26 protein-coding genes and 1 tRNA gene are annotated in these 23221 nt (G+C 61.2%); 17 read left to right on the plus strand and 10 right to left on the minus strand.

Annotated features, from left to right (window positions below):
- Positions 1 to 100: 100 nt before the first annotated feature.
- Together LB547_RS02080 and LB547_RS02085 are read left to right on the plus strand one after the other, a co-directional pair.
- The gene (locus LB547_RS02080; RefSeq protein WP_140665125.1) at positions 101 to 1630 is read left to right on the plus strand and encodes a LysM peptidoglycan-binding domain-containing M23 family metallopeptidase; all 1530 of its coding nucleotides are present in this window, start codon (positions 101 to 103) and stop codon (positions 1628 to 1630) included.
- A gap of 436 nt (positions 1631 to 2066) precedes the next feature.
- Positions 2067 to 2372, plus strand: coding sequence for a hypothetical protein (locus LB547_RS02085; protein ID WP_140521031.1), 306 nt, complete (start codon positions 2067 to 2069; stop codon positions 2370 to 2372).
- 84 nt (positions 2373 to 2456) lie between these two features.
- On the opposite strand, the gene LB547_RS02090 is transcribed toward LB547_RS02085, so the two are convergent.
- Positions 2457 to 3332, minus strand: coding sequence for an ATP-binding protein (locus LB547_RS02090; RefSeq protein ID WP_140762802.1), 876 nt, complete (start codon positions 3330 to 3332; stop codon positions 2457 to 2459).
- 287 nt (positions 3333 to 3619) lie between these two features.
- Between LB547_RS02090 and yajC the strand changes: the two genes are divergently transcribed.
- The 7 genes from yajC (at position 3620) to LB547_RS02125 (ending at position 10446) form a co-directional block, all read left to right on the plus strand.
- Positions 3620 to 3958 (plus strand): preprotein translocase subunit YajC, encoded by a 339-nt coding sequence (gene yajC / locus LB547_RS02095; protein ID WP_140495773.1) that lies wholly within the window; start codon positions 3620 to 3622, stop codon positions 3956 to 3958.
- A gap of 52 nt (positions 3959 to 4010) precedes the next feature.
- Entirely contained in the window at positions 4011 to 5078 is a 1068-nt protein-coding gene (locus LB547_RS02100) for a SecDF P1 head subdomain-containing protein (RefSeq protein WP_140521029.1), read from the plus strand.
- 89 nt (positions 5079 to 5167) lie between these two features.
- A complete protein-coding gene (gene secDF, locus LB547_RS02105; RefSeq protein WP_140495775.1) occupies positions 5168 to 7720 on the plus strand; it encodes a protein translocase subunit SecDF in 2553 nt (850 codons plus the stop codon).
- Between the two features lie 29 nt (positions 7721 to 7749).
- On the plus strand, positions 7750 to 8139 hold the full coding sequence (locus LB547_RS02110) for an Mth938-like domain-containing protein (RefSeq protein ID WP_140495776.1): 390 nt from the start codon (positions 7750 to 7752) through the stop codon (positions 8137 to 8139).
- A gap of 25 nt (positions 8140 to 8164) precedes the next feature.
- Entirely contained in the window at positions 8165 to 8980 is an 816-nt protein-coding gene (locus LB547_RS02115) for a phytoene/squalene synthase family protein (protein WP_140495880.1), read from the plus strand.
- An 81-nt stretch (positions 8981 to 9061) separates the two neighbouring features.
- Positions 9062 to 9496, plus strand: a complete 435-nt coding sequence (locus LB547_RS02120; RefSeq protein ID WP_140517113.1) for a type II secretion system protein — start codon at positions 9062 to 9064, stop codon at positions 9494 to 9496.
- Entirely contained in the window at positions 9496 to 10446 is a 951-nt protein-coding gene (locus LB547_RS02125; RefSeq protein WP_181178017.1) for a sterol desaturase family protein, read from the plus strand. The genes LB547_RS02120 and LB547_RS02125 overlap by 1 nt, the downstream gene beginning before the upstream one ends.
- Here the strand turns inward: LB547_RS02125 and LB547_RS02130 are convergent, their stop codons facing one another.
- The 5 genes from LB547_RS02130 to LB547_RS02150 all read right to left on the minus strand — a co-directional run bounded on the left by LB547_RS02130 (position 10447) and on the right by LB547_RS02150 (position 13443).
- Positions 10447 to 10794: a type II toxin-antitoxin system RelE/ParE family toxin gene (locus LB547_RS02130; protein WP_318013603.1), complete on the minus strand. Its 348-nt coding sequence runs from the start codon at positions 10792 to 10794 to the stop codon at positions 10447 to 10449.
- Complete coding sequence (locus tag LB547_RS02135) at positions 10778 to 11068, minus strand: type II toxin-antitoxin system ParD family antitoxin (protein ID WP_140564092.1); 291 nt, start codon at positions 11066 to 11068, stop codon at positions 10778 to 10780. The genes LB547_RS02130 and LB547_RS02135 overlap by 17 nt, the downstream gene beginning before the upstream one ends.
- A 64-nt stretch (positions 11069 to 11132) precedes the next feature.
- Positions 11133 to 12542, minus strand: a complete 1410-nt coding sequence (gene trmFO / locus LB547_RS02140; RefSeq protein ID WP_140762808.1) for a methylenetetrahydrofolate--tRNA-(uracil(54)-C(5))-methyltransferase (FADH(2)-oxidizing) TrmFO — start codon at positions 12540 to 12542, stop codon at positions 11133 to 11135.
- Positions 12543 to 13113: 571 nt separating this feature from the next.
- Positions 13114 to 13254: a DUF1127 domain-containing protein gene (locus tag LB547_RS02145; RefSeq protein WP_013531314.1), complete on the minus strand. Its 141-nt coding sequence runs from the start codon at positions 13252 to 13254 to the stop codon at positions 13114 to 13116.
- A 48-nt stretch (positions 13255 to 13302) separates the two neighbouring features.
- On the minus strand, positions 13303 to 13443 hold the full coding sequence (locus tag LB547_RS02150) for a DUF1127 domain-containing protein (protein WP_013531315.1): 141 nt from the start codon (positions 13441 to 13443) through the stop codon (positions 13303 to 13305).
- Between the two features lie 235 nt (positions 13444 to 13678).
- Here LB547_RS02150 and LB547_RS02155 point away from each other — a divergent pair, with 235 nt between their 5' ends.
- The 3 genes from LB547_RS02155 to LB547_RS02165 all read left to right on the plus strand — a co-directional run bounded on the left by LB547_RS02155 (position 13679) and on the right by LB547_RS02165 (position 15792).
- Complete coding sequence (locus LB547_RS02155; RefSeq protein WP_140564090.1) at positions 13679 to 14797, plus strand: DUF2157 domain-containing protein; 1119 nt, start codon at positions 13679 to 13681, stop codon at positions 14795 to 14797.
- Complete coding sequence (locus LB547_RS02160) at positions 14794 to 15378, plus strand: GDYXXLXY domain-containing protein (protein ID WP_140762811.1); 585 nt, start codon at positions 14794 to 14796, stop codon at positions 15376 to 15378. Before LB547_RS02155 ends, LB547_RS02160 begins: the two co-directional genes overlap by 4 nt.
- A gap of 195 nt (positions 15379 to 15573) precedes the next feature.
- On the plus strand, positions 15574 to 15792 hold the full coding sequence (locus tag LB547_RS02165; protein ID WP_140495784.1) for a hypothetical protein: 219 nt from the start codon (positions 15574 to 15576) through the stop codon (positions 15790 to 15792).
- A gap of 63 nt (positions 15793 to 15855) precedes the next feature.
- Here the strand turns inward: LB547_RS02165 and LB547_RS02170 are convergent.
- Positions 15856 to 15940: transfer RNA gene (locus tag LB547_RS02170), tRNA-Leu, on the minus strand.
- 475 nt (positions 15941 to 16415) lie between these two features.
- On the opposite strand from LB547_RS02170, the gene tig reads away from it, so the two are divergent.
- From tig to LB547_RS02195, 5 genes are all read left to right on the plus strand, one after another.
- Positions 16416 to 17891: a trigger factor gene (gene tig, locus LB547_RS02175; protein WP_140495785.1), complete on the plus strand. Its 1476-nt coding sequence runs from the start codon at positions 16416 to 16418 to the stop codon at positions 17889 to 17891.
- Between the two features lie 163 nt (positions 17892 to 18054).
- Positions 18055 to 18573, plus strand: coding sequence for a hypothetical protein (locus LB547_RS02180; RefSeq protein WP_140633589.1), 519 nt, complete (start codon positions 18055 to 18057; stop codon positions 18571 to 18573).
- Between the two features lie 192 nt (positions 18574 to 18765).
- Positions 18766 to 19146, plus strand: a complete 381-nt coding sequence (locus LB547_RS02185; RefSeq protein ID WP_140495787.1) for a c-type cytochrome — start codon at positions 18766 to 18768, stop codon at positions 19144 to 19146.
- A 152-nt stretch (positions 19147 to 19298) separates the two neighbouring features.
- A complete protein-coding gene (locus tag LB547_RS02190; RefSeq protein ID WP_140675847.1) occupies positions 19299 to 20234 on the plus strand; it encodes a heme o synthase in 936 nt (311 codons plus the stop codon).
- A 312-nt stretch (positions 20235 to 20546) separates the two neighbouring features.
- On the plus strand, positions 20547 to 21368 hold the full coding sequence (locus tag LB547_RS02195; protein WP_140633583.1) for a DUF2189 domain-containing protein: 822 nt from the start codon (positions 20547 to 20549) through the stop codon (positions 21366 to 21368).
- Positions 21369 to 21427: 59 nt separating this feature from the next.
- Here the strand turns inward: LB547_RS02195 and LB547_RS02200 are convergent, their stop codons facing one another.
- The 3 genes from LB547_RS02200 to LB547_RS02210 form a co-directional block, all read right to left on the minus strand.
- A complete protein-coding gene (locus LB547_RS02200) occupies positions 21428 to 21901 on the minus strand; it encodes an aminoacyl-tRNA deacylase (protein ID WP_140495790.1) in 474 nt (157 codons plus the stop codon).
- Positions 21902 to 22090: 189 nt separating this feature from the next.
- The gene (locus tag LB547_RS02205; protein WP_140762814.1) at positions 22091 to 22489 is read right to left on the minus strand and encodes a cytochrome C oxidase subunit IV family protein; all 399 of its coding nucleotides are present in this window, start codon (positions 22487 to 22489) and stop codon (positions 22091 to 22093) included.
- Positions 22490 to 22498: 9 nt separating this feature from the next.
- Positions 22499 to 23218, minus strand: coding sequence for a heme-copper oxidase subunit III family protein (locus LB547_RS02210; protein ID WP_140495792.1), 720 nt, complete (start codon positions 23216 to 23218; stop codon positions 22499 to 22501).
- Positions 23219 to 23221: the final 3 nt, after the last annotated feature.

The raw sequence follows: 23221 nt of genomic DNA on the forward strand, positions 1-23221 counted from the left end.
TTAAGAAATTTTGCGTCTGATTCTAAGGGGTTAACCGACCAGTAACATTAACGCGCTTTAATCCTGTCCAGTTGGTGCAGAGTTTGTGCGGGTTAGTGCGATGCAACTCAGTGTTTTGAAGGCAAACAGTCGCAATTTGGCGCGGGGCTGCGCTGTTCTCATGATCGCGGGTGCCGCGGCTGGGTGCAGCTCGCAAGTGTCGCGGTTCAACGGCGTCGACGACGTCTTCACCTCCTCGACAAACAATCAGCGCGCCATCATCAACAAGCAGGATGCCGTGCAGCAGCCCTATCCGGGGGATGTCGCGGCCGCGCCGCTCGATGGCAGCCACACGCAGTCGGTCAGCCGCTCCAGCCTCGAACCGGTGTCGACGCGGCCGCTGCCGCCACCGGTCGCCCAGGCGCAGCCCGCTCCCGCGCTGGCACCCGCCGCCAATCCGGTGCGTGTTGCATCGGCGCCCGCTCTGGTGCGCCCGGCACCGCATGTCGACCGGACGGCGACCGGCACGGTTGCTCCCGCGGCCAAGCCCTTCAAGGATGCCCAGCCCGACGCCAAGGCAGCCGGCACGGCGCATGCCACCGAAATCGTCGTCAGGGACGGTGAAACGATCTCCGGGCTGGCGCAGCACTACAAGGTGCCGGCCGACGTGATCATGAAGGTCAACGCGCTGAGCGCGACCAAGGGGCTGAAGACCGGCCAGAAGATCATCATTCCGGCCTACGCCTATTCCAGCAAGGCCGAGCCCAGGGTTGCCGACGCCAAGCCAGCCAACGGCAAGCGCGACTTGCCGGCCACCGCGCCGGAAAAGGTCGCCGTGCTGCCGCAGCAGCCGAAGCTCAAGGAGGGCAAGCCGGCCGCGCAGGTCGATGCTTCGGCCGCGGCGAACAAGCCCAAGGACAACAAGCCCGCGCCGCAAATTGCCGCCGCCGCGCCCAAGGCCGGCGCCGGTGCCTATACGGTGCAGTCGGGCGATACGCTTTCCTCGATCGCCAGGAAGACCGGTGTCGGCGTTGTCGCCATCAAGCAGGCAAACGGCATGCAGGACGGCTTGCTGAAGATCGGCCAGACGCTGAAGGTGCCGGCCGGCGGAACGGCCACGGTGGCCGCCGCAAAGCCTGCGGCGGTAGACCCGGTGACGACAGCCACGACGCAGCCGACGGCCAAGACGACGCCGTCGCAAACGCTGGCTTCCTACACGCCGCCGAAGAAAGACGCCAAGGTCATCCAGCAGGCCGAGGATGACGACGCTGTGGCGCCGGACGCCACCGGCATAGGCAAGATGCGCTGGCCGGTGCGCGGCCGCGTCATTTCCGGCTTCGGTTCCGGCAAGGACGGCGTCGACATCGCCGTGCCGGCAGGCACGCCGGTCAAGGCGGCCGAGAATGGCGTCGTCATCTATGCCGGCGACGGCCTCAAGGAATTCGGCAATACGGTGCTGGTGCGGCACGAGAATGGCCTGGTCACCGTCTACGGTCACGCCAGCTCGATCGAGGTCCAGCGCGGCCAGAAGGTCAAGCGCGGCCAGGAGATCGCGCTGTCGGGCATGAGCGGCACGACGGACTCGCCGAAGCTGCATTTCGAAGTGCGCAAGAACTCGGCCCCGGTCGATCCCTCCGGCTATCTCGAATAGTCGGGGCTATTTCGAATAGAATAAAAAAAGCGATTTGCGGGCCGCCTGACCTCCAGTCCGGCCCGCCGGCTCAGCCCGCCCCGCAAGGAGCGGGCTTTTTCAGTTGGTTGCTGGATGCACGTCGTTGTTTTCATGCATGTCTAACCAGGATCAAATTTTGAGTGACATGCTGAACCAAAGAGCAGCCCTCAACCGCGCTAATGGCGCGGGGACACATCACGCCAAATAGCTTTTGGGAGTCTAGACGTTTGCCATTGGCGGGCGCCTGAGCAGCGCCCGGAACCGTCGTGCGCACCACGTCTCCGGTGCCGCAGTCGCTCCCTTGGCGGGGATCGGCGCAAGAGCCGTATTGCGACTCGCGTTATCGAAAATGGTTTATCTGCATTTTAACTAATGTAGAGGAAAGTCATTCTCGACGCTCTGCAAGGAGAGTGGAATGATTGAATCTGTCGAAGAGGATGAACTTCCGTCCGCCAGCCCAACGCATCGCTGGCAATCGCATGTACGAGCAACTGCTTTAATCGTTGCGCCGGTCATTTCGATCGCAAGTGCCGCTTTGGCCGGCTATTTCTCCTATGCGGTGATCAATACCAAGCCGCCCACAGACATGTCCGAGCTGGCCATTTCCATCCTGAAATCAGGTGATGCTTCACCAGAAATGCAGGCCTGGGCGACCGATACACTCGGGATACAAACCGATATTCCCATGGTTCTGGGAAGCATAAAGCCTGTGCGGGAATGAACACGATATAGAAACCGGCGTCCCCGGACGGGTCGGCCACGAAACTTTTGTGGCCGGCTCCTGCCGTCACTCGGTGAGCCGCGCCTAATCCTTCAACGGCTTGCCGAGCCGGCCTGCGAGGTCCTGCGTGAACTGCCAGGCGACGCGGCCCGAGCGGCTGCCGCGTGTCGTCGCCCATTCCAGCGCCTCGGCGCGCAACTGCCCGGGGTCGATGTCGAGCCCATGATGGCTGGCGTAGCCGTTGACCATTTCGAGATATTCGTCCTGCGAACATTTGTGGAAGCCGAGCCACAAGCCGAAGCGATCGGAGAGCGAAACCTTCTCCTCGACCGCCTCGGACGGATTGATGGCGGTGGAGCGCTCATTGTCGATCATGTCTCGCGGCAGAAGATGGCGGCGGTTCGACGTGGCGTAGAAAATGACATTGGCCGGGCGGCCTTCGACGCCGCCTTCGAGTGCTGCCTTCAACGATTTGTAGGAGGTATCGTCATGGTCGAAGGAGAGGTCGTCGCAAAACAGGATGAAGCGGTAAGGCGCGGCTTTCAGCAGCGTCATCAGCTTCGGCAGCGTATCGATGTCCTCGCGATGGATCTCTATCAGCTTGAGCGGGCGGTCGAGTTTCGGCGAGGCGTTGATTGCTGCATGCACGGCCTTGACCAGCGACGATTTGCCCATGCCGCGCGCGCCCCACAAAAGCACGTTGTTGGCGGCATAGCCGAAGGCGAAGCGTTCTGTGTTGTCGACGAGGATGTCGCGCACACGGTCGACGCCGCGGATCAGGCCGATGTCGACGCGGTTCACCTTGCGCACCGGCTCCAGGTAACCCGGATCCGCCTGCCAGACGAAGCAATCGGCTCCGCCAAGGTCGGTTTCGGGCACAGGCGGCGGGGCGAGGCGGCTGACCGCCTCGATCAGGCGGTCGAGTTTCTGGTTCAATGCGTCGATGCTGGTATCGGTCATCTCAGGTCTTTTGCTCTGGTTCCGCGAGGGAAGGTGTGGCCGGGTTCGATCCCGACGGTTTCGAAACTCGCTGCAACCGTTTGTTACAGCGCGATCTTTTGCGAAAACCCGCTCGCGCTTTTCGCGGTCATGCTCTAACACGGGTGAACAGGCCGGAAAAGCAGCCGATTTGCCCGGCCACGCAGTTGCATTGGCAACTTTACCGACTATATTCCGGCCAAATTTCGCGGGGCTGCCAAATCCACTGAACCGTTTGGCGGCTGTTTTCAAAATTCAGGAGTACCTCGATGTTCGTGACACCGGCATATGCCCAAGGCATTGGGGCTTCTCCCGACATGTTCATCAGCATTTTGCCGTTCGTCCTGATCTTCGTGATCATGTATTTTCTCATCATCCGGCCGCAGCGCACGCAGCTGAAGAAGCGCGGCGAGATGCTGGCGGCCGTGCGCCGCGGCGACACGGTCGTCACCGGCGGCGGCTTCGTCGGCAAGGTGACCAAGGTGATCGACGACCATGAGCTCGAGATCGACCTCGGTGGCGGCACGAAGGTGACGGCGTTGCGCTCGACGATCGCCGACGTGCGCGTCAAGGGCGAGCCGGTAGCGAACCAGAACGCCAAGAAATAACCAAATTCCAGGCGGAGCGATCCGCGGACGGGGCCCTGACAAGCGACGGCATATGTCTCATTTTTGGCGCCTGAAGATGATGCTGACGTGGCTTGCCGTAGCCACGATGACCGTCTTCGACACGTCCAACCTTTTCGCCGCCAGTCCGCATGCCATGCGGCCCGAGCGGCCTGCCGACAGTCCGGCAGTCGTTCGAGCAGGGCAAGACGGTTCGCATCTCCTGCTCCATCTGGTGGTGGCGGATGTGATCGACGGCCGGCTGAAGATTGCGCGTGGCGATGTCCGGGCGCTTCTGATGGAGGCCAGGATCGGCTACACGGGGCTTGCTGTGTCGGGCAGGACCTTGCAGGTGCGCATCACGAATCCGGCTCAGCTTGAGGCGGCAAAGACAGCGCTCAAGACGGTAACGGATGTTGCCCCGGACAGCCGCGTTCAGGAAATGACGCTGGATTCCAAAGCCGGCTTGCTCAAATTCACGCTGACGGATGCGGGTTTGAAGTATCAGACCTCTAACGCGATTTCTCAGTCGATTAAGGTCATCAAAAATCGTCTCCAAGATCTGCGTGTCGCCGGCACGGTGGCCCAACCAGCGGACCAAGACGGCATACTTGTTCAGACGTCAGACATCGCCGATCGGCAAACGCTGGAAAAAATTCTCACCCGGCCTGGTCGCCTGAGCTTCCATTTGGTTGACCTTTCGATGCCGGTGAACGATGCGATCAGCGGTTCCCCGCCTGTTGGCTCGCTGGTGGTGTATACGCAGGACGATCCGCCGGTTCCTTACCTGGTCGAGAATCGGGTCATCCTCTCGGATAAGGACGTGCTCGACGCCCGCCCAACTTACAGTGGGCAGCAAAATGACGAACCGGTTGTCGTGTTCCGGTTTGGCGCCAAAGGCGCGGCACGGTTCAAACAGGTTACAACGCAAAATGTGGGCAAGCCATTGGCTGTGATCCTGGATGACCACGTGATTTCAGCACCTGTCATTCGCGAGCCCATCGATGGTGGTTACGGTCAAGTCTCGGGCAATTTCACGGTCCGGGAAGCCAACACCATCGCCATGCTGTTGCGAACCGGCCCATTGCCGGCAAGATTGACAATCGCTGAAGAAGCACGATAGGGCCGGCCGTGCTCAGAATGAGAAACGGGCCCGCGAACCGAACCGATGGCGGAATGCTGCCGCTTGTACGCCTGAACGGATAAGAACTGATGCTTTATTTCTCGCGCTTCAAGATGATCCTGATCTGGCTGGCCGTGGCCGCCACAGTGGTCCTCGCCGCGCCCAATCTCATTCCCGCAAGCACGCTGGCGCAGCTTCCGAGCTGGGTGCCCAAGCGGCAGATGACGCTCGGCCTCGACCTGCAGGGCGGCTCGCACATCCTGCTCCAGATGGATCAGAACGATCTGGTCAAGGCGCAGCTGGAGACGACGCGTGACGAGATCAGGACGCTGCTGCGCGAGGCCAAGATCGGCTATACCGGCCTGGCGGGCACGGGCAGGACCGTACAGGTCCGCATACAGGACCCGAACCAGCTCGATGCGGCCAAGACGGCACTGAAGCCGCTGACCGATCCGGTCGCCGCAAGCCTGTTCACCGGCGGGTCCGTCCAGGAGATGGCGCTGGATGATTCCGAGCCCGGCCTGCTCAAATTCACCGTCACCGACGCCGGCATAAAATATCGCACCTCGGCTGCGTTGGCACAGTCGATCGAAGTCGTCGAACGCCGCGTCAATGAACTCGGCACCACCGAACCGATCGTGCAGCGGCAGGGCGATGACCGCATCCTGGTGCAGGTGCCCGGTTTGCAGGACCCGCAAAGGCTGAAGGAAATCATCGGCCAGACCGCCAAGCTGACCTTCCAGATGGTGGACCAGTCTATGCCGGTGCAGGATGCGCTGAAGGGCCGTCCGCCGGCCGGTTCATCGATCCTCTATTCGCAGGACGATCCGCCGGTTCCCTACCTGATCGAAAACCGCGTCATCGTTTCCGGCGAAGACCTCTCCAAAGCGACCGCAACCTACAACTCGCAGACCAACGAGCCGGTGGTTTCCTTCACCTTCAACTCGCGCGGCGCGACACGGTTCGGGCAGGCGACATCGCAGAATGTCGGCAAGCTGTTCGCCATCATCCTCGACAACCAGGTGATTTCGGCGCCGCAGATCCGCGAGCCGATCCTGGGCGGCAGCGGCCAGATCTCAGGCAATTTCACGGCCGAGAGCGCCAATGACCTCGCGGTCCTGCTGCGCGCAGGCGCGCTGCCGGCAAAGCTGACCGTGATCGAGGAGCGCACGGTGGGTCCGGGCCTCGGCCAGGATTCGATCCATGCCGGCAAGGTCGCCGGCATCATCGGCTCTATCCTTGTCGTCGCCTTCATGTTCGTCGCCTACGGCTTCCTCGGCTTCCTCGCCAACATCGCGCTGGCGGTGCACGTGGCGATGATCGTCGGACTGCTATCGCTGCTTGGCGCGACACTGACCTTGCCAGGCATTGCCGGTATCGTGCTGACCATCGGCATGGCCGTCGATTCCAACGTGCTGATTTATGAGCGCATCCGCGAGGAGCGGCGCGCCGGACGCTCGGTGATCCAGGCGATCGACACCGGCTTCTCGAAGGCGCTGGCGACGATCGTCGATTCCAACGTCACCTCGCTGATCGCGACCGTGGTGCTGTTCTATCTCGGAACGGGGCCGGTGAAGGGCTTTGCCATCACCTACGCCATCGGCATCCTGACCACGGTGTTCACCGCTTTCACCTTTACCCGGCTGCTGGTGTCCATTTGGCTGCGCCGCGCGCGCCCGAAGGAATTGCCGCGGGCGCCGGTAACCTTCATTCCGCCCGGCACGAAGATCCCGTTCATGGGCATCCGCCGCTGGACCTTCGCGCTGTCGAGCCTGCTGTCGGTCCTGTCGGTGGTGCTGTTCATGACCGTCGACATCAATTACGGCATCGATTTCAAGGGCGGATCGCTGATCGAGGTGAAGTCCAAGAGCGGCAATGCCGATCTTGCCGACATCAGAGCCAGGCTCTCGGAACTGAATATCGGCGAAGTGCAGGTGCAGCAGTTCGGCGAGCCGAATGACGTGCTGATCCGTGTCGGCACGCAGGACGGCGGCGAGAATGCCGAGCAGACCGTCATCGACAAGGTTCGTGGCGAGTTGCAGGACAATTACGATTTCCGCCGCGTCGAGGTGGTGGGACCGACCGTGTCAGGAGAACTGGCCAAGCAAGGCACGATCGCCATGCTGGTCGCGCTGGTGGGTATCCTGATCTATGTCTGGTTCCGCTTCGAATGGCAGTTCGCGGTCGGCGCCATCGTGGCGACGGTCCATGACGTGGTCATGACCATAGGCTTCTTCGTTATAACCGGGCTGGAGTTCAACCAATCGTCGCTGGCGGCGATCCTGACCATCATCGGCTACTCGCTGAACGACACGATCGTGGTCTATGACCGCGTTCGCGAGGATCTCAGGAAATACAAGAAGATGCCGCTGCCGCAGCTCCTCAACAACGCCATCAACGAGACGCTGTCGCGAACGACGCTGACCTCGGTGACGACGATCCTGGCGCTCCTGGCACTGGTGCTGTTCGGCGGCGAGGTGATCCGCTCGTTCACGATGGCAATGCTGTTCGGCGTCATCTTCGGCACCTATTCGTCGATCTTCATCGCCGCGCCGCTGCTGATCCTATTCAAGCTGCGGCCGCAGGCCACGAGTTCGGACGAGGAAAAGCCGGTCGGCGGCGGCAAGGCGGTCGCGACCTGACGCGCGACCCGAAGGGCGGATCGGCAGGGATGGCCAAAGGTATCGTCATCCGCGAGGCGCATTTCCCCGGCCGCGCCCCTATCGAGGCGTATGGCAATGGCGGCTTCCGCTTCGCCGACATGTCGCATCGCGGTTCGCTTCTGTGCCTGCCGTCGGGTATCCATGGCTGGGAGCCGGCGGACCCATCTGCGCTGACGGTGGCGGATTTCGAACGGCTGCTGGCCCAGGCCGAGAAGATCGAAATCCTGCTGGTCGGCACGGGCAAGGATTTACGACCCTTGCCGGCGGGGCTTCGCGCCGCCTTGAAGACCGCGGGCATAGCCGCCGACCCGATGGCGACCGGTGCAGCGGTGCGGACATATAATGTCCTGCTCGCAGAGGATCGCGCGGTAGCCGCCGCGCTGATCGCCGTTGACTGACGTGGACCAAAAGGGCGAAATCGTCATGGGCGCCGTGCGCGCCGCCGACCATGACCGCTATCTCAGCGCGCTCTACGCGCCGACGGACAAGCGCGAAGCGCTGTTTTCGCTCTACGCCTTCAATGCCGAAATCGCGGGCATTCGGGATCGCATCCGCGAGGCCTTGCCGGGCGAGGTGCGGTTGCAATGGTGGCGCGATGTCATCGCAGCCGAAGGGTCCGAGACGGGCCATCCGATCGCGGATGTGCTGAAGGCCACGATTTCCAGGTACGGCCTGCCGAAACAGGCATTCGAGAATATGCTCGAGGCCCGGATCTTCGACCTCTATGACGACCCGATGCCGTCGCGAACCGATCTCGAAGGCTATTGCGGCGAAACGGCAGCCGCGCTTATTCAACTGGCGGCAATGGTGCTGGATCCAGGAGTGGCGCCACGTTTCGCCGAACTGGCCGGTAGGGCCGGTTGCGCGCAGGCGATTACGGGACTGTTGCTCCTGCTGCCGCTGCACCGCAGTCGCGGACAGTGTTTTGTTCCGGCCGATATCCTGGCCGCGGCGGGTTCGTCTCCGGAGGAATTCGTCACCGACGATGGTGGACCAGGTGCGCAGCGCGCCGTCGCCGCCATGATCGCGCTGGCGCGGGAGCATCTCTCGGTCTTCGAGAAAGGCGCATCGGATTTGCCGGCTTCACTGCGCCCGGCCTTTCTGCCGCTGGTCCTGTCGCGAGCCTACCTGACGAAAATGGAACGCGGTTCGCCGCTCGACGGCACGGTGCGACTCTCGACCATGCGCCGCCACTGGCTCATGCTGCGTCGCGCCATGGTGGGCTGGCCAGCAGTTTGACGTAAACGTCAATTGTGTTAAGGGATCGCTCAACCGGAACTGTTGCCAAGACAACAGGCCGGCTGGAGGAGATGCCTGTCCATGAGCCTGCCCGTGCTGGTCGTGATCGTCGTATTCGGCATCGCGTTGTCGGTCGCCGCCGTTCATTTCACCGGCGGCAGCCGCAAGGCCAGACTGGCCGATGCAGAGCAGGCGCGAGAGCGTTTTGCCGAGGATTTTCCGGATGAACCGGCGGCCGCCATCCACCTCACATCCGATGGCCGAACCGCGTTCCTGGAACTCGGGCGAGGGCGCCTTGGCATCGTCCATGCCATTGGAGATCGTTTCCTGACGCGGATCGTCACGCCGCGCGATGTATTGGCACGCAGCGAAGATGATGTCGGCACGATTGTGCTGCGCCTTGCCGATTTCACCTGGAAAGGCGGTCACTTCACCTTCGCTAACGCTGCCGACGCGCACGCTGTGCTAAGAGTTCTTCAGCCGCAGCATCCTAGTTCGACCAAGGAGGCCGCGTGATGGGCGACTACAATTTCCCGCAGGTTACCCAGCTCGCCATCCCGTTCTTCGTTGCCGCCATCCTGATCGAGCTGTGGCTGGTGCGCACCGGCCGGGCCAAGGGCTCGTTCGAGACGCACGACACGCTGACCAGCCTGATGATGGGCACCGGCAATGTCGTCGCCGGGCTGCTGCTCGGCGTCGTCTCCTACTGGGCGCTGCTGTGGCTCTGGCAGTTCCGTTTCTTCAACCTCGGCCTGTCGATCTGGGTGTTCCTGGCGGCCTTCCTGCTCGATGATTTGCGCTACTACATCTACCACCGCATCGCGCATCGGGTGCGCTGGGTGTGGGCCGAGCACGTCAACCACCATTCCAGCCAGCACTACAATCTGTCGACGGCACTCAGGCAGAGCTGGACGGGCCTGTTCACCTTCATGTTCGTGCTGCAGGCGCCGCTGGTGCTGCTCGGCTTCCATCCGGCGGTGATTGCCTTCACCTTCGGCTTCAACCTTATCTGGCAGTTCTGGATCCACACCGAGACGATCGGCAAGATGTGGGGCTGGTTCGAATTCGTCTTCAACACGCCCTCGCACCACCGCGTCCACCACGCCACCAATCCGCGCTACCTTGACGCCAACTACGCCGGCACGTTGATCATCTGGGACCGCATGTTCGCCACCTTCGTCGAAGAGTTGGAAGAGGACCGCCCGCGCTACGGCATCGTGAAAAATCTTGGCACCTTCAATCCGCTGAAAGTGGCTTTCCACGAATGGATCGGCATGTTCAGGGATGCCTTCGCACCTGATCTGACCCTGAGCGACCGCCTGAACTACCTGATCAAGCCGCCCGGCTGGAGCCATGACGGCTCGCGCGAAACCTCCGAGAGCCTGAAAGCAGCCTATGTCAGGCGAAATCCGGGTGAGGCCGGGAAGCCCGGGCTGCGACCGACGCGTGCCGAGCCGGCCGAGTAGTTATTTCGTAGCCCTTTCTAGGAAAGGCCACTCGATCCGCCATCTCGCATCAATGTCTCGTAGTCGCGGCCACTGTAGAAGATGTTGACGACGCGAATGATGTCGCTCTCGATTATAGGCTATGACGGCGGAGTGCTCGAACGGAACGGTTCGCAGTCCCGGCACGATGTCGTCGCGCAGGCGACCGCCACGAGGTGCGTTGCCGATGTTTTGACAATGGTCTTCAATTCGAAGCACGAATCTCAGCGCCGCGTTGGGGCTTCCGCCCGACTCAACTATGTATCTGAAAATGTTGGTAAGATCGTCTTTGGCACTTTCGCGATACTCGACCTCAAGCCGCCGAATCATCAATGCGGCTCGAATATTGTTCAGCGAATTTCTTAAGCTGCTCGCGAACCTCTTTTCCGGAAAGGTTCGGCCTTGTGTCCTCAATCGAAGATTTTACCCGCGCCCTGATCGACGCCATGCGCTCGGCATGCTCTTCCTCTTCGCGCTGGAAAGCGCGGAGCGCGGCGCGAATGACTTCGCTTGCCGAGCCGAAGGAACCGTCCTCGACTTTTTCGCGGATCATGCGCGCCATGGCCGGCGTGACGGTGACGGACAGTTTCTCGGCTGTTTCCATGCAGTGACTCCCACTAGGCGAGTGGGATAGTATCCTACTTCCGCGGCAAGGCCAGTCAGTAAGGCTATTCCGCCGCTTGAGCTTGCGCCGGCAGTCCCAGCCATCGCCGGCAATCACCCAGCGCACGCGACGTGATCGCATGCCGCTTGGCGACCGTCTTGTCCTTGCCGCGCAGGCGTTTGCCTTCGATCTTCACCGCCTCGACAGGCGGGAACAGGCCGAAATTGACGTTCATCGGCTGGAAAGAGCGCTTTCCCGGCTCGTCGTCTGAAACGATGTGTCCGCCGGTGATGTGGTTGAGCAGCGCTCCGAACGCCGTGGTGAGTGGCGGCAGCGACGGCGCGTGGCCGAGCCGCTCGGCAGCGGCGAAGCGGCCGGCGAGCAGGCCGATGGCGGCGCTTTCAACATAGCCTTCGCAACCGGTGATCTGGCCGGCGAAACGCAGGCCCGGGCGCGACTTCAGCTGCAGCGAGGCGTCGAGCAAGGTCGGCGAGTTGATGTAGGTGTTGCGATGGAGGCCGCCGAGGCGGGCGAATTCGGCGTTCTCCAGACCAGGAATCGTGCGGAAAATGCGCACCTGCTCGGCATGCTTCAATTTGGTCTGAAAGCCGACCATGTTGTAGAGCGTGCCCAGCGCATTGTCCTGCCGCAGTTGCACGACGGCGTAGGCCTTGACAGTCGGATTGTGCGCATTGGTGAGGCCCATCGGCTTCATCGGCCCGTAGCGCAGCGTCTCGACGCCACGCTCGGCCATTATCTCGATCGGCAGGCAGCCGTCGAAATAGGGCGTGCCTTCCCATTGCTTGAATTCTGTTTTCTGGCCCTCCACCAGTGCCTGCACGAAGGCAAGATACTGGTCCTTGTCCAAGGGACAGTTGATGTAGTCCTTGCCGGTGCCGCCGGGCCCGACCTTGTCGTAGCGGGACTGGAACCAGCAGGTGTCCATGTCAATCGTGTCGAAAGGGATGATCGGCGCGATCGCATCGAAGAAGGCGAGCGCATCGGCGCCCGTCGCTTCGGCAATCGACTGTGCGAGCGAGGGCGCGGTCAGCGGGCCGGTGGCGATGATGGCCTGATCCCATTCGACCGGCGGCAAGCCGGGTACCTCCTCGCGCTGGATGGAGATCAGCGGATGTGCCTCGATCCTGGCCGTCACCGCGTCGGAAAATCCGTCGCGGTCCACGGCCAGCGCCCCGCCGGCCGGCACCTGGTTGGCGTCGCCGGCGCTCATGATCAGCGAGCCGGCCAGCCGCATTTCGGCATGCAAAAGACCGACGGCGTTGTTCTCGGCGTCGTCGGAGCGGAAAGAATTGGAGCAAACGAGTTCGGCCAAGCCGTCGGTCTTGTGCGCCTCTGTGCCGCGAACGGGCCGCATTTCGTGCAGCACAACGGGAACGCCGGCTTGGGCTGCCTGCCATGCTGCTTCGGATCCGGCGAGGCCACCGCCGATGATGTGAATAGGTTTTTTGCTCATGAGCGCCGGAATAATCGCTTGGCGGGACGATTGCAATTGCCGCACCTGGAACATGCCGCGGCGGCGAAGGCGAAGGCTGCCCTGAAAACAACAACACCCGCCGGGGGAGGAGGTCCGGCGGGTGTTGTTTTGGGGGTCGACCCTCGGGAGGAGGTGAAGGCCGACCGTATTCGTCATCGCCGGGGAGGAGGTCGGCTTTGACGAAATTCCTTTCGCCGTTTGAAAAGGGGCGAAGCCTCTGGAGCAAAATTCGTTTTGCTCCGGGGAAACAACGCCCGCCGCGGGAGGAGGTGCGGCGGGCGCCGTTTGGGTGGCCAACCTTCGGGAGGAGGTGAAGGTCGGGCCTATCCGTCATCGCCGGGGAGGAGGTCGGCTTTGACGAAATTCTTTTCGCCATTTCGAAGAGGGGCGAAGCCTCTGGAGCAAAATTCGTTTTGCTCCCGGGAAACAACGCCCGCCGCGGGAGGAGGTGCGGCGGGCGCCGTTTTGGTGGTCAACCCTTGGGAGGAGGTAAGGGGTGACCGTATTCGTCAGGATCGGGGAGGAGGTCGACCCTGGCGAAATTCCGTTGTTAGATCGCCTGGCGGGCGATGATCTTGATTTCGTCGCGGACGATGCCGAGATCATGCAGCTGGCGGTTGGAAAGGCGACCCAGCTCGGTAACCGTCTCGCGATAAACGCGCCAGTTACGATAGTTGCGGATCAGGTTCATTGTCATGCTCTTCTCAAAACTGGTTCGGACCATTCGCGGTCCGAAGGATTAGACCGCCTTGCGAGCGACGTAAGGAATGTCGCTGCGGCTGATGCCGAGGTCGGTCAGTTCACGGTTGCTCAGGCGGCTCAGCTCGGAAACGGTGTCCCGGTAGCGGCGCCAGTTGCGGTAGTTGCGGATCAGGTTCATGGTATTTCTCGTTTCGTCTTTTCTTGCGGATCATTCCGTTTGTGTACAAACCATAAATAGGCGGGCCCATATCGATTTAAAAGCGCTATGGCTGCATGGCAGCAATGCAAATTGTGCAATGCAACATTAACAGGCCTTCGCGGACCTGACACAAAGAAGCCAGAATCAGAAAGTGCCGTGACGTCAACGGTTTGGCAGCTCCAGCTGAAAAACCGACCAAGCAGCAGGGGGAAGCATGGCGGGCTACGCGACACGGGTCAGGTCGGACATTGCGCGATGGCTTGAGGCCGGGCTGATCGACGCCCCGACGGCCGATGCATTGCGGCGCGACGTCGAGATCAACGCGCGCCAGTCGTTGAGCTTCGGTTCGATCCTGGCGATGATGGCGGCGCTGCTGTTCGGCGCGGCCATCCTGATCTTCGTTGCCGCCAACTGGGAAGCCATCCCGCGGCTGGCGCGCGTTGCCGCGCTCTTTGCCGTCATCCTTGGCGGCTATGTCGGCGGTGCGGTGCTGAAAACCCGCGACCACGCGGCGATCGGCGAGGCGTTGTGGATCGTGGCGGCGGCGGCTTTCGGCGGTTCGATCGCGCTGATCGGCCAGATGTACCATCTGTCGGGCGACGAGGCCTCGGCCTTGATCGCCTGGGGCGCCGGCACCGCATTGGCGGCGGTGGCGCTGCGGTCCAACCCGCTGACCGTCGCCGCGGTCGGCATCGCCGACGCCTGGCTGTTCCTGAAAGGGTTCGACTATTTCAATCGCAGCGAATTTCCGCATCTCTTCCTCGTCATGGCGGCTGTGCTGTTTGCCGTCTCGTTCTGGACCCGCAGCCAGGCGGCGCGGCACCTGATCATCCTGTCGCTGCTCTTCTATCTTGTGCTGGTCGCCGTGGATCACGAGACGCTGCCTGTGGCGATCCCGCTGGTCATCGTATCGGTATTGTTGTTCGTGGCTTCCCTCTTCGCGCCGGAACCGGTAGACCGGATCGTGCAGCTTGGCGGCCGCTTGCCGCTGCATGCTCTGCTTGGCTTCCTCACCGGACTGGCCATCATCCAGTTCGAACTGGCCGGCGAAAGCAGCTACGACAGAGGCTTCGCCATTGCTTCGGTCGTCGCGCTGGCCGGCATTGTCGCCGCCATTGTGCTCGCGGGGCGCGAGAGCCGTGGCCTGCGCTGGCTTGCCTATCTCGGCTTCGCCTTCGAACTCGCCATGATCTATGTCGTGACCCTGCAGTCGATGCTCGACACCGCCGGCTTCTTCCTTGCCGCGGCGGTGCTGCTTGGCATCCTGGCGATCGTCATCATCCGCGTGGAGAAACGCATGAAGGATCCGGCCACCGGAGGAGCCACGGCATGATGACCGGAAAGAGGCTCGTTATCTTGGCGCTGGTGCTGGCGCTCGTCCAGATCGGCTTCCTGGGTTGGATCATCGCCGAACGGGCGGCGATCCTGCGCAGCGGCAAGGAAGTGCTGCTGAAGATCGAGCCTGTCGATCCGCGCGACCTGCTGCGCGGCGACTATATCATCCTCGGCTACGACATCTCGCGCATACCGGTGAAGATGATCGCCAACATCCCGGCCGGAAAACTTTCCAGCGACGACACCTCGATCGTCGTCCGTCTGAAGAAGAACGCCGACGGCTACTGGACGCCGAGCGCCGCGTGGTTCGGCGCGGCGCCGACACCGACCGGCGCCGACGAGGCCGACATTCGCGGTCATGTCGCCGGAGGCTGGGATCTTCGCGGCGAGGGACTGACGATCGCGCCGGATTACGGCATCGAACGGTTCTACCTGCCGGAAGGCGAGGGGATGGCAATTCAGAACGACATGCGGGTACGCCCGTTCGGGATCCGTCTTGCACTGGCCAGCGACGGCACCGCCCAGATCAAGGCGCTGGTGGACGGCGACAAGACGCTGTTTCAGGAGCCTCTATATTAAGGTGTGCAGGGGTGGGCTGCCATCCATAGCTTGAACGGGGAGGGCGGTGCGGCCTCGAAGGCTCAAGCCTTGGAAGCTTACGTCTAATCGACCTCAGGGGCGTCCTTTACGGCGCTAGCGTCTCGCCACTGGATTGTGTTGCGTGGTAGGTATATTCTCGACGCTGGCGGTGGCATTCAGAAAGATGGAAAGCCCATGGCGACCGGGTACTTGGATCACCAGTTGGAGTGTCCTTTTTGCGGCACGATAAGGCTGCGGATTCCTGCCGATGCCGAACCTTCGACGGGCATCCGGTGCGACGACTGCGGTCAGTATCTTGGCACATGGGACGAATTGCAGGATGATTTCCAGCGCCAAGGCGGTAACGATGGCATCTTCCGCCTCGACAAGGGACGTATCAAGAAGCTCGCCTAGGCAGTGTCCTGATTTCCTGCCAGCGCCTGTGCGCTAGTGGACTATCCGATGCCATGCCGGCAGTGGTGCGCGTGAAGGGACTCGAACCCCCAAGCCTTGCGGCGGCAGGACCTAAACCTGCTGTGTCTACCAGTTCCACCACACGCGCCTCGGGCGGGCTGTAGCAGAGCCTCGGCGGCCTTGTCGAGGTCTTGGGAGTGAGGTGGAATACCGCATCGTCCTTTGAATATCGCGGCAGCCGCCAGCCGCGACCTGAGGGTCTGGCAATTCCGTCACGCCCGCACGGTCTGGCGATCCCATTAGCCATCATTCTGTCAATGTCAGGGCCGAAATGATGGTTATTCGCCTAAACGCGAAGATGGTTGAAAATTGGCCTCGCCTGTGACAAAAGGCGTGTCGAATGTGACGGGACGCGACGATCCGCTTCTGCAAAATGTGATAAGAAGTAGGAAAAACAAAGACTTATTCACATTTTGGAACGCAGTTTGGAAGAGTTTGAGCCGTATTTCAGGTCAAATCGCCAGGTTCCGTACCAAAAGCCATTCCCGGCAAGATTATACCGGCAGGCTGTGAACGGCAGAGAGCCGTTTGGCAGCCTCATTGGTGAAAACAAAGGTTTTACGATGCAGGTCACCGAAACACTCAATTCCGGTCTCAAGCGCGAGATCAAGATCACCGTGCCGGCTGGTGACATGGAAGCCAAGCTGATGGCGCGGCTGACGGACGCCAGGAACAAGGTTCGCATCAACGGCTTCCGTCCCGGCAAGGTGCCGGTGCAGCACCTGCGCAAGGTCTATGGCAAGTCGTTCATGGCCGAAGTGGTCAACGAGATCCTCAACGATTCGACCCGGTCGATCATTTCGGGCCGCGGCGAAAAAGCCGCCATGCAGCCCGAAGTCATCATGACCGAGGATGAGAAGGAAGCCGAGAAGATCCTGGCCGGCGGCGCCGACTTCGAATTCCGCCTTAACTACGAGATCATCCCGCCCATCGAGATCAAGGATTTTTCCGACATCAAGGTGACGCGCCAGGTGTTCGACGTCCCTGACGCGGAGATTGACGAGCAGGTCAAGCGCGTCGCCGAATCGGCGCGCAGCTACGAGCCGAAGACCGGCAAGGCGGCCGAAGGCGACCGCGTCACGATCGACTATGTCGGCAAGATCGACGGCGAGGCCTTTGCCGGCGGCGCCGGCACGGATCAGCCGCTGGTGCTTGGCTCCAAGGAATTCATTCCGGGCTTCGAGGATCAGCTCATCGGCGCCAAGGCCGGCGATGAAAAGCAGGTCACCGTGACCTTCCCGGAAAACTACCAGGCGGCGCATCTGGCCGGCAAGGAAGCGACTTTCGACGTCACGGTCAAAGAAGTGTCCAAGCCGGGCGAACTCGAAATCAACGATGAGACCGCCAAGAACCTCGGCCTGGAATCGCTGGAGCGCCTGCGCGATGTGGTGCGTGGCCAGATCGAGAGCCAGTTCGGCTCGATGACGCGCCAGAAGGTCAAGCGCCAGCTGCTCGACCAGCTTGACGCGGCTTACTCGTTCGAGGCGCCTTCGAGGCTTGTCGAGGCCGAGTTCAATAACATCTGGGCGCAGGTCAACCGCGATCTGGAAGCGGCCGGCCGCACCTTCGCCGATGAAGAGACGACCGAGGAAGAAGCGCGCGCCGAATATATGCGGCTCGCCGAGCGCCGCGTGCGCCTTGGTCTTGTGCTGGCCGAGATCGGCGAGAAGGCCGGGGTCACCGTGTCGGACGAGGAATTGCAGCGCGGTCTGTTCGAGCAGGTTCGTCGCTTCCCGGCCAACCAGCAGCAGGAAGCCTTCGAGTTCTACCGCAACAATCCCGAGGCGCTGAATGCGCTGCGCGCGCCGATGTTCGAGGAGAAGGTGGTCGATCACCTGCTCGGGCAGATCTCGGTCACCGACGTCAAGGTCAGCAAGGAAGAGCTGATGGCCGACGACGAGGAAGCCGAGACCGCGACCAAGGCGAAGCCGGCGAAGAAGGCCGCGTCGAAGAAGACTGAAGACAAGAAGAGCGATGACGCGGAAGAGCCGAAGAAGAAGGCAGCGCCGAAGAAAAAGGCCGCCAAGGACGCCGAGTAAATCCCGAGTTGATGGAACTGACGAAGGCCGCCCCTCGAGGCGGCCTTTTTCGTTGCGAAACTGCAACAGCCAATCCGTTTCGCGGACGGTGACCATTGTCGATACCAAGCATTGATCACTATCTGCGCTCTTGCTGCAAACCACAGGGTTGTTGGAGGGGCGGTTGAGCCTATTCTTCGAAACGCGACGCGTCGTGGCCTTGGCGATCGTCCTGGCCTTTGCCTGCGATTTCGCCCAGGCCGATGCCGGCACCTGGCGCATCGGCACGGACGATGACGGCCTCGTCACGGCTTCGGTTCATGCCACCAACAAGCTGATCACCGGCGGTGGCGCCCTGAGCTATAGCCCGATCCTGACCATCGCCTGCCGCCCGGAAAGCCAACCGCGCTGGACCGAATGGCTGCAATTGAACGACACCGTCTCGGCCAATCGCAAGATCACCATGTCGGTCACCGTCGACGGCGACAACAAGTTCGACGAGAGCTGGTTGGTCGGCCCGCGCGGCCGCATGCTGGTGCGCGATGGCGCCGACGGGATAAAGCGCCTTGCCGCCGCGAACCGGCTCCAGCTTTCGTGGCGCTTCGGGCTGCTGTCGGGGCGGGGCCACGCCGATTTCGATCTGACCGGATTTGATGAAGCGGTCAGCCAGCTCGCCGGCAGCTGCAACACTGCTATGCCTTGATCCGCTGCGGACAACCTAAACCTTTGTAGGTCGACCTCTTCTACCTGCCGGCCAGATTCCGTGGTATATAGAGGCCGCAATTTCATATGGGAGAAGTGGACAATCTGTTCTGCCGTACAAGGCGCTTCGCTGGCGATGCTGGCTTATACCAGATCGTCTCAGGCGCATTTGACGATCAGGGAGGAAAAAGTCATGCGCTTAGCCGCATTTTTCGCCGTCGTGTTTGTTGCAACCTTCGTCGCCAATCCATCGCAGGCTCAGGATACTGCGGCTGGCGAGAAGGTCTTCACCAAATGCAAGGCCTGCCACATTGCGGACGAGGACAAGAACAAGATCGGTCCATCGCTGCACGGCGTCATCGGCCGCACTGCCGGTACGCATCCCGGTTTCAAATATTCCGACGCCATGATTGCGGCCGGCAAATCCGGCGTCAAATGGGACGAACCAACACTGATGACCTATCTTCACGATCCCAAGGCTATGGTCAAAGGCACCAAGATGGCGTTTCCCGGCCTCAAGAACGATGCAGACGTGACCAACGTCATCGCCTATTTGAAAACGTTCTCCAAGTGACTTTCTCCTCCGCCATGCGTCTATCCTCTCGTTCGCCGTGATCTCGTCCGAACCCGAAGGGGCCGCGTAAGCAAAAACCGGGTTTCAATTTCGCTCACGCGTGCCTTCGGTTCGGGATCATGGCCTAGGTTTCTTGCTTCCATCGGTCTGAGATGTCGACTAGGGAAAGCCGCCTCAAGGATATCGTCATCCGCCTTCCGGAAGCGACGGCGGGTGATTTCTTCGCGCTTTTAAAACCGCGGGTCATGGCGCTTGCCGTATTCACTGCTTTCGTGGGCCTAATGACGGCGCCTGGCCCGACGAATCCGGTCATCGCGGTGATCGCCATCAGTGCGATTGCGATGGGAGCAGGCGCGGCCGGGGCGCTCAACATGTGGTACGACGCGGACATAGATGCGTTGATGTCTCGCACGTCCAAGCGGCCAATCCCGTCGGGCCGCGTCGCGCCAGGCGAAGCCCTCGGCTTCGGTCTGGTGCTTTCCGCACTTTCGGTGACGGTGCTCGGCGTGCTGGTGGGGTGGCTTGCCGCATCGCTGCTAGCATTCACCATCTTCTTCTACGTCGTCATCTATACCATCTGGCTGAAACGCTCGACACCGCAGAACATCGTCATAGGTGGCGCGGCAGGCGCTCTTCCTCCGGTGATCGGGTGGGCTGCTGCCACCGGCGCCATCGGCATTGAAAGCATCATTCTGTTCCTGATCATTTTCCTCTGGACACCACCGCATTTCTGGGCGCTAGCCCTGTTCAAGGTCGGAGAGTACGCCGCGGCGGGCATCCCCATGATGCCGAACGTGGCTGGCCAACCCTCGACCAGAAAGCAAATCTTGGCCTATTCGCTGGTTCTGGCGCCAATCGGCGTGCTTCCCTGGGCCTTTGGATTCGCGAGCGGATATTACGGGACTGTCTCGACCGTCTTGGGTGCGGGATTCGTCTGGCGCGCCTGCAAGGTGCTCACCATCCCCGACAAGGAGATGAAGCAAGCAAAGGCGTTGTTTTCTTATTCGATTTTCTATCTGTTCGCGATCTTTGCAACGTTACTTGCCGACACTACTGTAATGCGTACGATCGCATCAGCCGGCCATTGATGCCGGCGCAAAACATTACGTCGGCAGTGCGCAAAAACCCAGCAGCAGCAGAACAACGACGCCAAGGCCGAGTATGAGAACTGTCCTTCCGTCCATGACCCTTCACCTTCGACTTGAGGAGAATATCGAAGAAAGGCGTCCAGAGCTAGCCAGGCGGCCGGGCCTTCTTACCCAACCTTCTTACAAAGCGCGACAAGTCGCTCGCATGAGAGTATATTGATCCTGGTGCAGGTCGCGGTTTGCGTGGCCAGTCATGCAGAACGGCAGCACCGTGAAACCGCGGCCTTACCAGACCTGTCTGGAGGAATGGTCATGGCAAGCTTTCACGTCATAGCAGGCGCCAGCGAGACGCTGGAGCACACCAGAATTCGCAAGATCGGTGTCACCGACCTTTTCGATGCGCTCAGGCGCGGCGTCGACGATTTCATGGTCAAACCGTCGCACATCATTTTTCTCTGCCTGATCTACCCGCTTGCAGGGGTCGTGCTTGCAGTCTGGACATCGGGCAATAACACGCTCCCATTGTTGTTTCCGCTCGTGTCCGGATTTGCGCTAATTGGTCCATTCGCCGCAATCGGCCTCTATGAGATCAGCCGGCGACGGGAAGCCGGGCTAGACGCCTCATGGAGGGCCGCCTTCGAGGTCAGGAATTCTCCGGCGCTGCCAGCCATCGCCGCGGTTGCGATCATGCTGCTTGCAATCTTCATCGCCTGGCTTTTGACTGCGCAGGCGTTTTACCAACACCTGTTCGGCCCGGCCCCACCGCAATCCTTATCCAGCTTCATCAATGACATATTCGCCACAGGACGCGGCTGGACGCTCATCATCCTGGGGCACGCCATCGGCTTCGTCTTCGCTGCGATCGTGCTGTGCACGACGGTCGTCGCCTTCCCGTTGTTGCTCGAGCGAGATGTCGGCGCCTATGAAGCCATCCACACCTCGGTGCGCGTGGTGCTGGCGAACCCGATCGTGATGGCGGTATGGGGCCTGATTGTCGCCGTCGCCCTGATCATCGGCACGCTGCCAGTATTCGCGGGGTTGGCGGTCGTGCTGCCGATCCTCGGTCACGCTACCTGGCATGTCTACCGCAAGGTCGTGGAACCGCCGCCGACGGCCGGACCGGCGCCTCGATGAACTCCCTGCCGCGCCGGCAAGGACCGGTGCGTGCAGGTTGATCAGAGCCCTTTCCGGCTTCAGTAAGCCGGATGGCTGAAGCGGGCCTGGTGGGCGCCCATAGTCAGGTTACGGAAATCCTTGCCGCTGACACGCACCAGCGTCCTGTGATCGCCGCCCTCGAAATAGATATCGGCGGCACCGCCAAGGCTTTCGTCAAGGACTACCGGCACATCGTAGGCCGCGCCGATCGGCGGAATGGCGCCGGTATCGCAATCGCCAAAGAGCGAAACCGCTTCATCTTCGGTGGCGAGTCCAAGATTCTTGTCCATGACCTTCTGCAACGCGCCGAGCTCGATCCTATGTGTGCTGGGGACCACGGCCAGCGCATAACCCAGATCGTGGTGAACGAGCACCGATTTGGCCATTATGCTGCCGGGCACGTGCGCGGCTATAGCGGCCTGCCTGCTTGTGGCCGTGCGATGATGCGCGACAGTGTCGTAGGAAATCCCTTTCCGGTCGATATAGTCCTTCAGTTTGTTTGCGATTGTTATTTTGGGCGTCCCTTGCTGAGTTCGCGACGCAGGTCAAAACGCGGCAATCATTTCGCTTCCGTCGTTTCGGTATGAATAAAGATGGCCCAACCGTCGATTGTTTCAAGGCGAGGGTGGCGGCACCGGACCGCCCGCAGCATCGTCGGAATCCTGATCGGCCATCGACAAGGTCTGAACTCCGATTTGGCGTCAGGGCCCAGCCCCGAAAAACGCCATCCGGGTGAGAAGCGTGTAATCCGCTTCAAAGACCATCATCGCCACGAATACCAACACCAGCACGGGCGGCAGGATGATTGCGTATGTCAGCGCCAGCCGTTCCCAGGCCATGTGCATGAAAATGGCGACGATGAGCCCTGCCTTGAGGATCATGAAGATCAGGATCAGCGACCATCTGAGATAGCCGTGCAGACCGAAATAATCGATCAGATAGGAGCAGGTGCTGAGAATGAACAGCCATGCCCAGACCACCAGATAAAGCTTGATCGGGTGCTCCTGATGAACTTCTGCCGGGGGGGCGCCGGTCGTCGCCGCGTCATGAGCAGCGTGCAGCGTGTGTTGCCCGAGGCCGTTTGCGGTTGCTTCAGCCATATCTGCCTCTCACCAGAGATAGAAGAACGCGAAAATGAAGACCCAGACCAGGTCGACGAAATGCCAGTAGAGTCCCATGATCTCGACGTTCTCGTAGCGGCCCCTGCGGCTGGTAAAGAAGCCGGGCCGCCCAAAGTCAAAATCTCCACGCCACACCTTTCGCGCCACGATGATCAGGAAGATCACCCCGATTGTCACATGCGTGCCGTGGAAGCCGGTGATCATGAAAAAGGTTGACCCGAACTGGGCAGCGCCCCAGGGATTGCCCCAGGGCCGCACGCCTTCGGTGATCAGCTTGGTCCATTCGAAGGCTTGCATACCGACAAAGGTCGCACCGAGTGCTGCGGTCAGAAGCATCAGGATTGCCGTTTTGCGGCGGTCGCGGCGATAGCCGAAATTGACCGCCATGGCCATGGTTCCGCTGCTTGAGATCAGCACGAAAGTCATGATGGCAATAAGGATCAGCGGAATATCCGAGCCGCCGATACGAAGCGCAAAGACCTCGCTGGGATTGGGCCACGGCACGCGTGTCGAAATGCGCGCGGTCATATAGGAGAGCAGAAAGCAGCCGAAGATGAAGGTGTCGCTGAGCAGGAAGATCCACATCATGGCCTTGCCCCATGACACGTTCTTGAACGCCCGCTGATCCGAGGACCAGTCGGCGGCGATGCCTTGCCAGCCTGCGGGCCGCGGCTCTGTCTGAGCGATATGCGTGAGTGTCTCTGCCATCCG

The sequence above is a fragment of the Mesorhizobium sp. B264B1B genome, assembly GCF_020165765.1.
Lineage (GTDB): Bacteria > Pseudomonadota > Alphaproteobacteria > Rhizobiales > Rhizobiaceae > Mesorhizobium.

Coding starts and splice junctions, on each gene's coding strand:
- LB547_RS02080 (WP_140665125.1), top strand. CDS start 101: ATGCAACTCAGTGTTTTGAAGGCAAACAGTCGCAATTTGGCGCGGGGC.
- LB547_RS02085 (WP_140521031.1), top strand. CDS start 2,067: ATGATTGAATCTGTCGAAGAGGATGAACTTCCGTCCGCCAGCCCAACG.
- LB547_RS02090 (WP_140762802.1), bottom strand. CDS start 3,332: ATGACCGATACCAGCATCGACGCATTGAACCAGAAACTCGACCGCCTG.
- yajC (WP_140495773.1), top strand. CDS start 3,620: ATGTTCGTGACACCGGCATATGCCCAAGGCATTGGGGCTTCTCCCGAC.
- LB547_RS02100 (WP_140521029.1), top strand. CDS start 4,011: ATGTCTCATTTTTGGCGCCTGAAGATGATGCTGACGTGGCTTGCCGTA.
- secDF (WP_140495775.1), top strand. CDS start 5,168: ATGCTTTATTTCTCGCGCTTCAAGATGATCCTGATCTGGCTGGCCGTG.
- LB547_RS02110 (WP_140495776.1), top strand. CDS start 7,750: ATGGCCAAAGGTATCGTCATCCGCGAGGCGCATTTCCCCGGCCGCGCC.
- LB547_RS02115 (WP_140495880.1), top strand. CDS start 8,165: ATGGGCGCCGTGCGCGCCGCCGACCATGACCGCTATCTCAGCGCGCTC.
- LB547_RS02120 (WP_140517113.1), top strand. CDS start 9,062: ATGAGCCTGCCCGTGCTGGTCGTGATCGTCGTATTCGGCATCGCGTTG.
- LB547_RS02125 (WP_181178017.1), top strand. CDS start 9,496: ATGGGCGACTACAATTTCCCGCAGGTTACCCAGCTCGCCATCCCGTTC.
- LB547_RS02130 (WP_318013603.1), bottom strand. CDS start 10,794: ATGATTCGGCGGCTTGAGGTCGAGTATCGCGAAAGTGCCAAAGACGAT.
- LB547_RS02135 (WP_140564092.1), bottom strand. CDS start 11,068: ATGGAAACAGCCGAGAAACTGTCCGTCACCGTCACGCCGGCCATGGCG.
- trmFO (WP_140762808.1), bottom strand. CDS start 12,542: ATGAGCAAAAAACCTATTCACATCATCGGCGGTGGCCTCGCCGGATCC.
- LB547_RS02145 (WP_013531314.1), bottom strand. CDS start 13,254: ATGAACCTGATCCGCAACTATCGTAACTGGCGCGTTTATCGCGAGACG.
- LB547_RS02150 (WP_013531315.1), bottom strand. CDS start 13,443: ATGAACCTGATCCGCAACTACCGCAACTGGCGCCGCTACCGGGACACC.
- LB547_RS02155 (WP_140564090.1), top strand. CDS start 13,679: ATGGCGGGCTACGCGACACGGGTCAGGTCGGACATTGCGCGATGGCTT.
- LB547_RS02160 (WP_140762811.1), top strand. CDS start 14,794: ATGATGACCGGAAAGAGGCTCGTTATCTTGGCGCTGGTGCTGGCGCTC.
- LB547_RS02165 (WP_140495784.1), top strand. CDS start 15,574: ATGGCGACCGGGTACTTGGATCACCAGTTGGAGTGTCCTTTTTGCGGC.
- tig (WP_140495785.1), top strand. CDS start 16,416: ATGCAGGTCACCGAAACACTCAATTCCGGTCTCAAGCGCGAGATCAAG.
- LB547_RS02185 (WP_140495787.1), top strand. CDS start 18,766: ATGCGCTTAGCCGCATTTTTCGCCGTCGTGTTTGTTGCAACCTTCGTC.
- LB547_RS02190 (WP_140675847.1), top strand. CDS start 19,299: ATGTCGACTAGGGAAAGCCGCCTCAAGGATATCGTCATCCGCCTTCCG.
- LB547_RS02195 (WP_140633583.1), top strand. CDS start 20,547: ATGGCAAGCTTTCACGTCATAGCAGGCGCCAGCGAGACGCTGGAGCAC.
- LB547_RS02205 (WP_140762814.1), bottom strand. CDS start 22,489: ATGGCTGAAGCAACCGCAAACGGCCTCGGGCAACACACGCTGCACGCT.
- LB547_RS02210 (WP_140495792.1), bottom strand. CDS start 23,218: ATGGCAGAGACACTCACGCATATCGCTCAGACAGAGCCGCGGCCCGCA.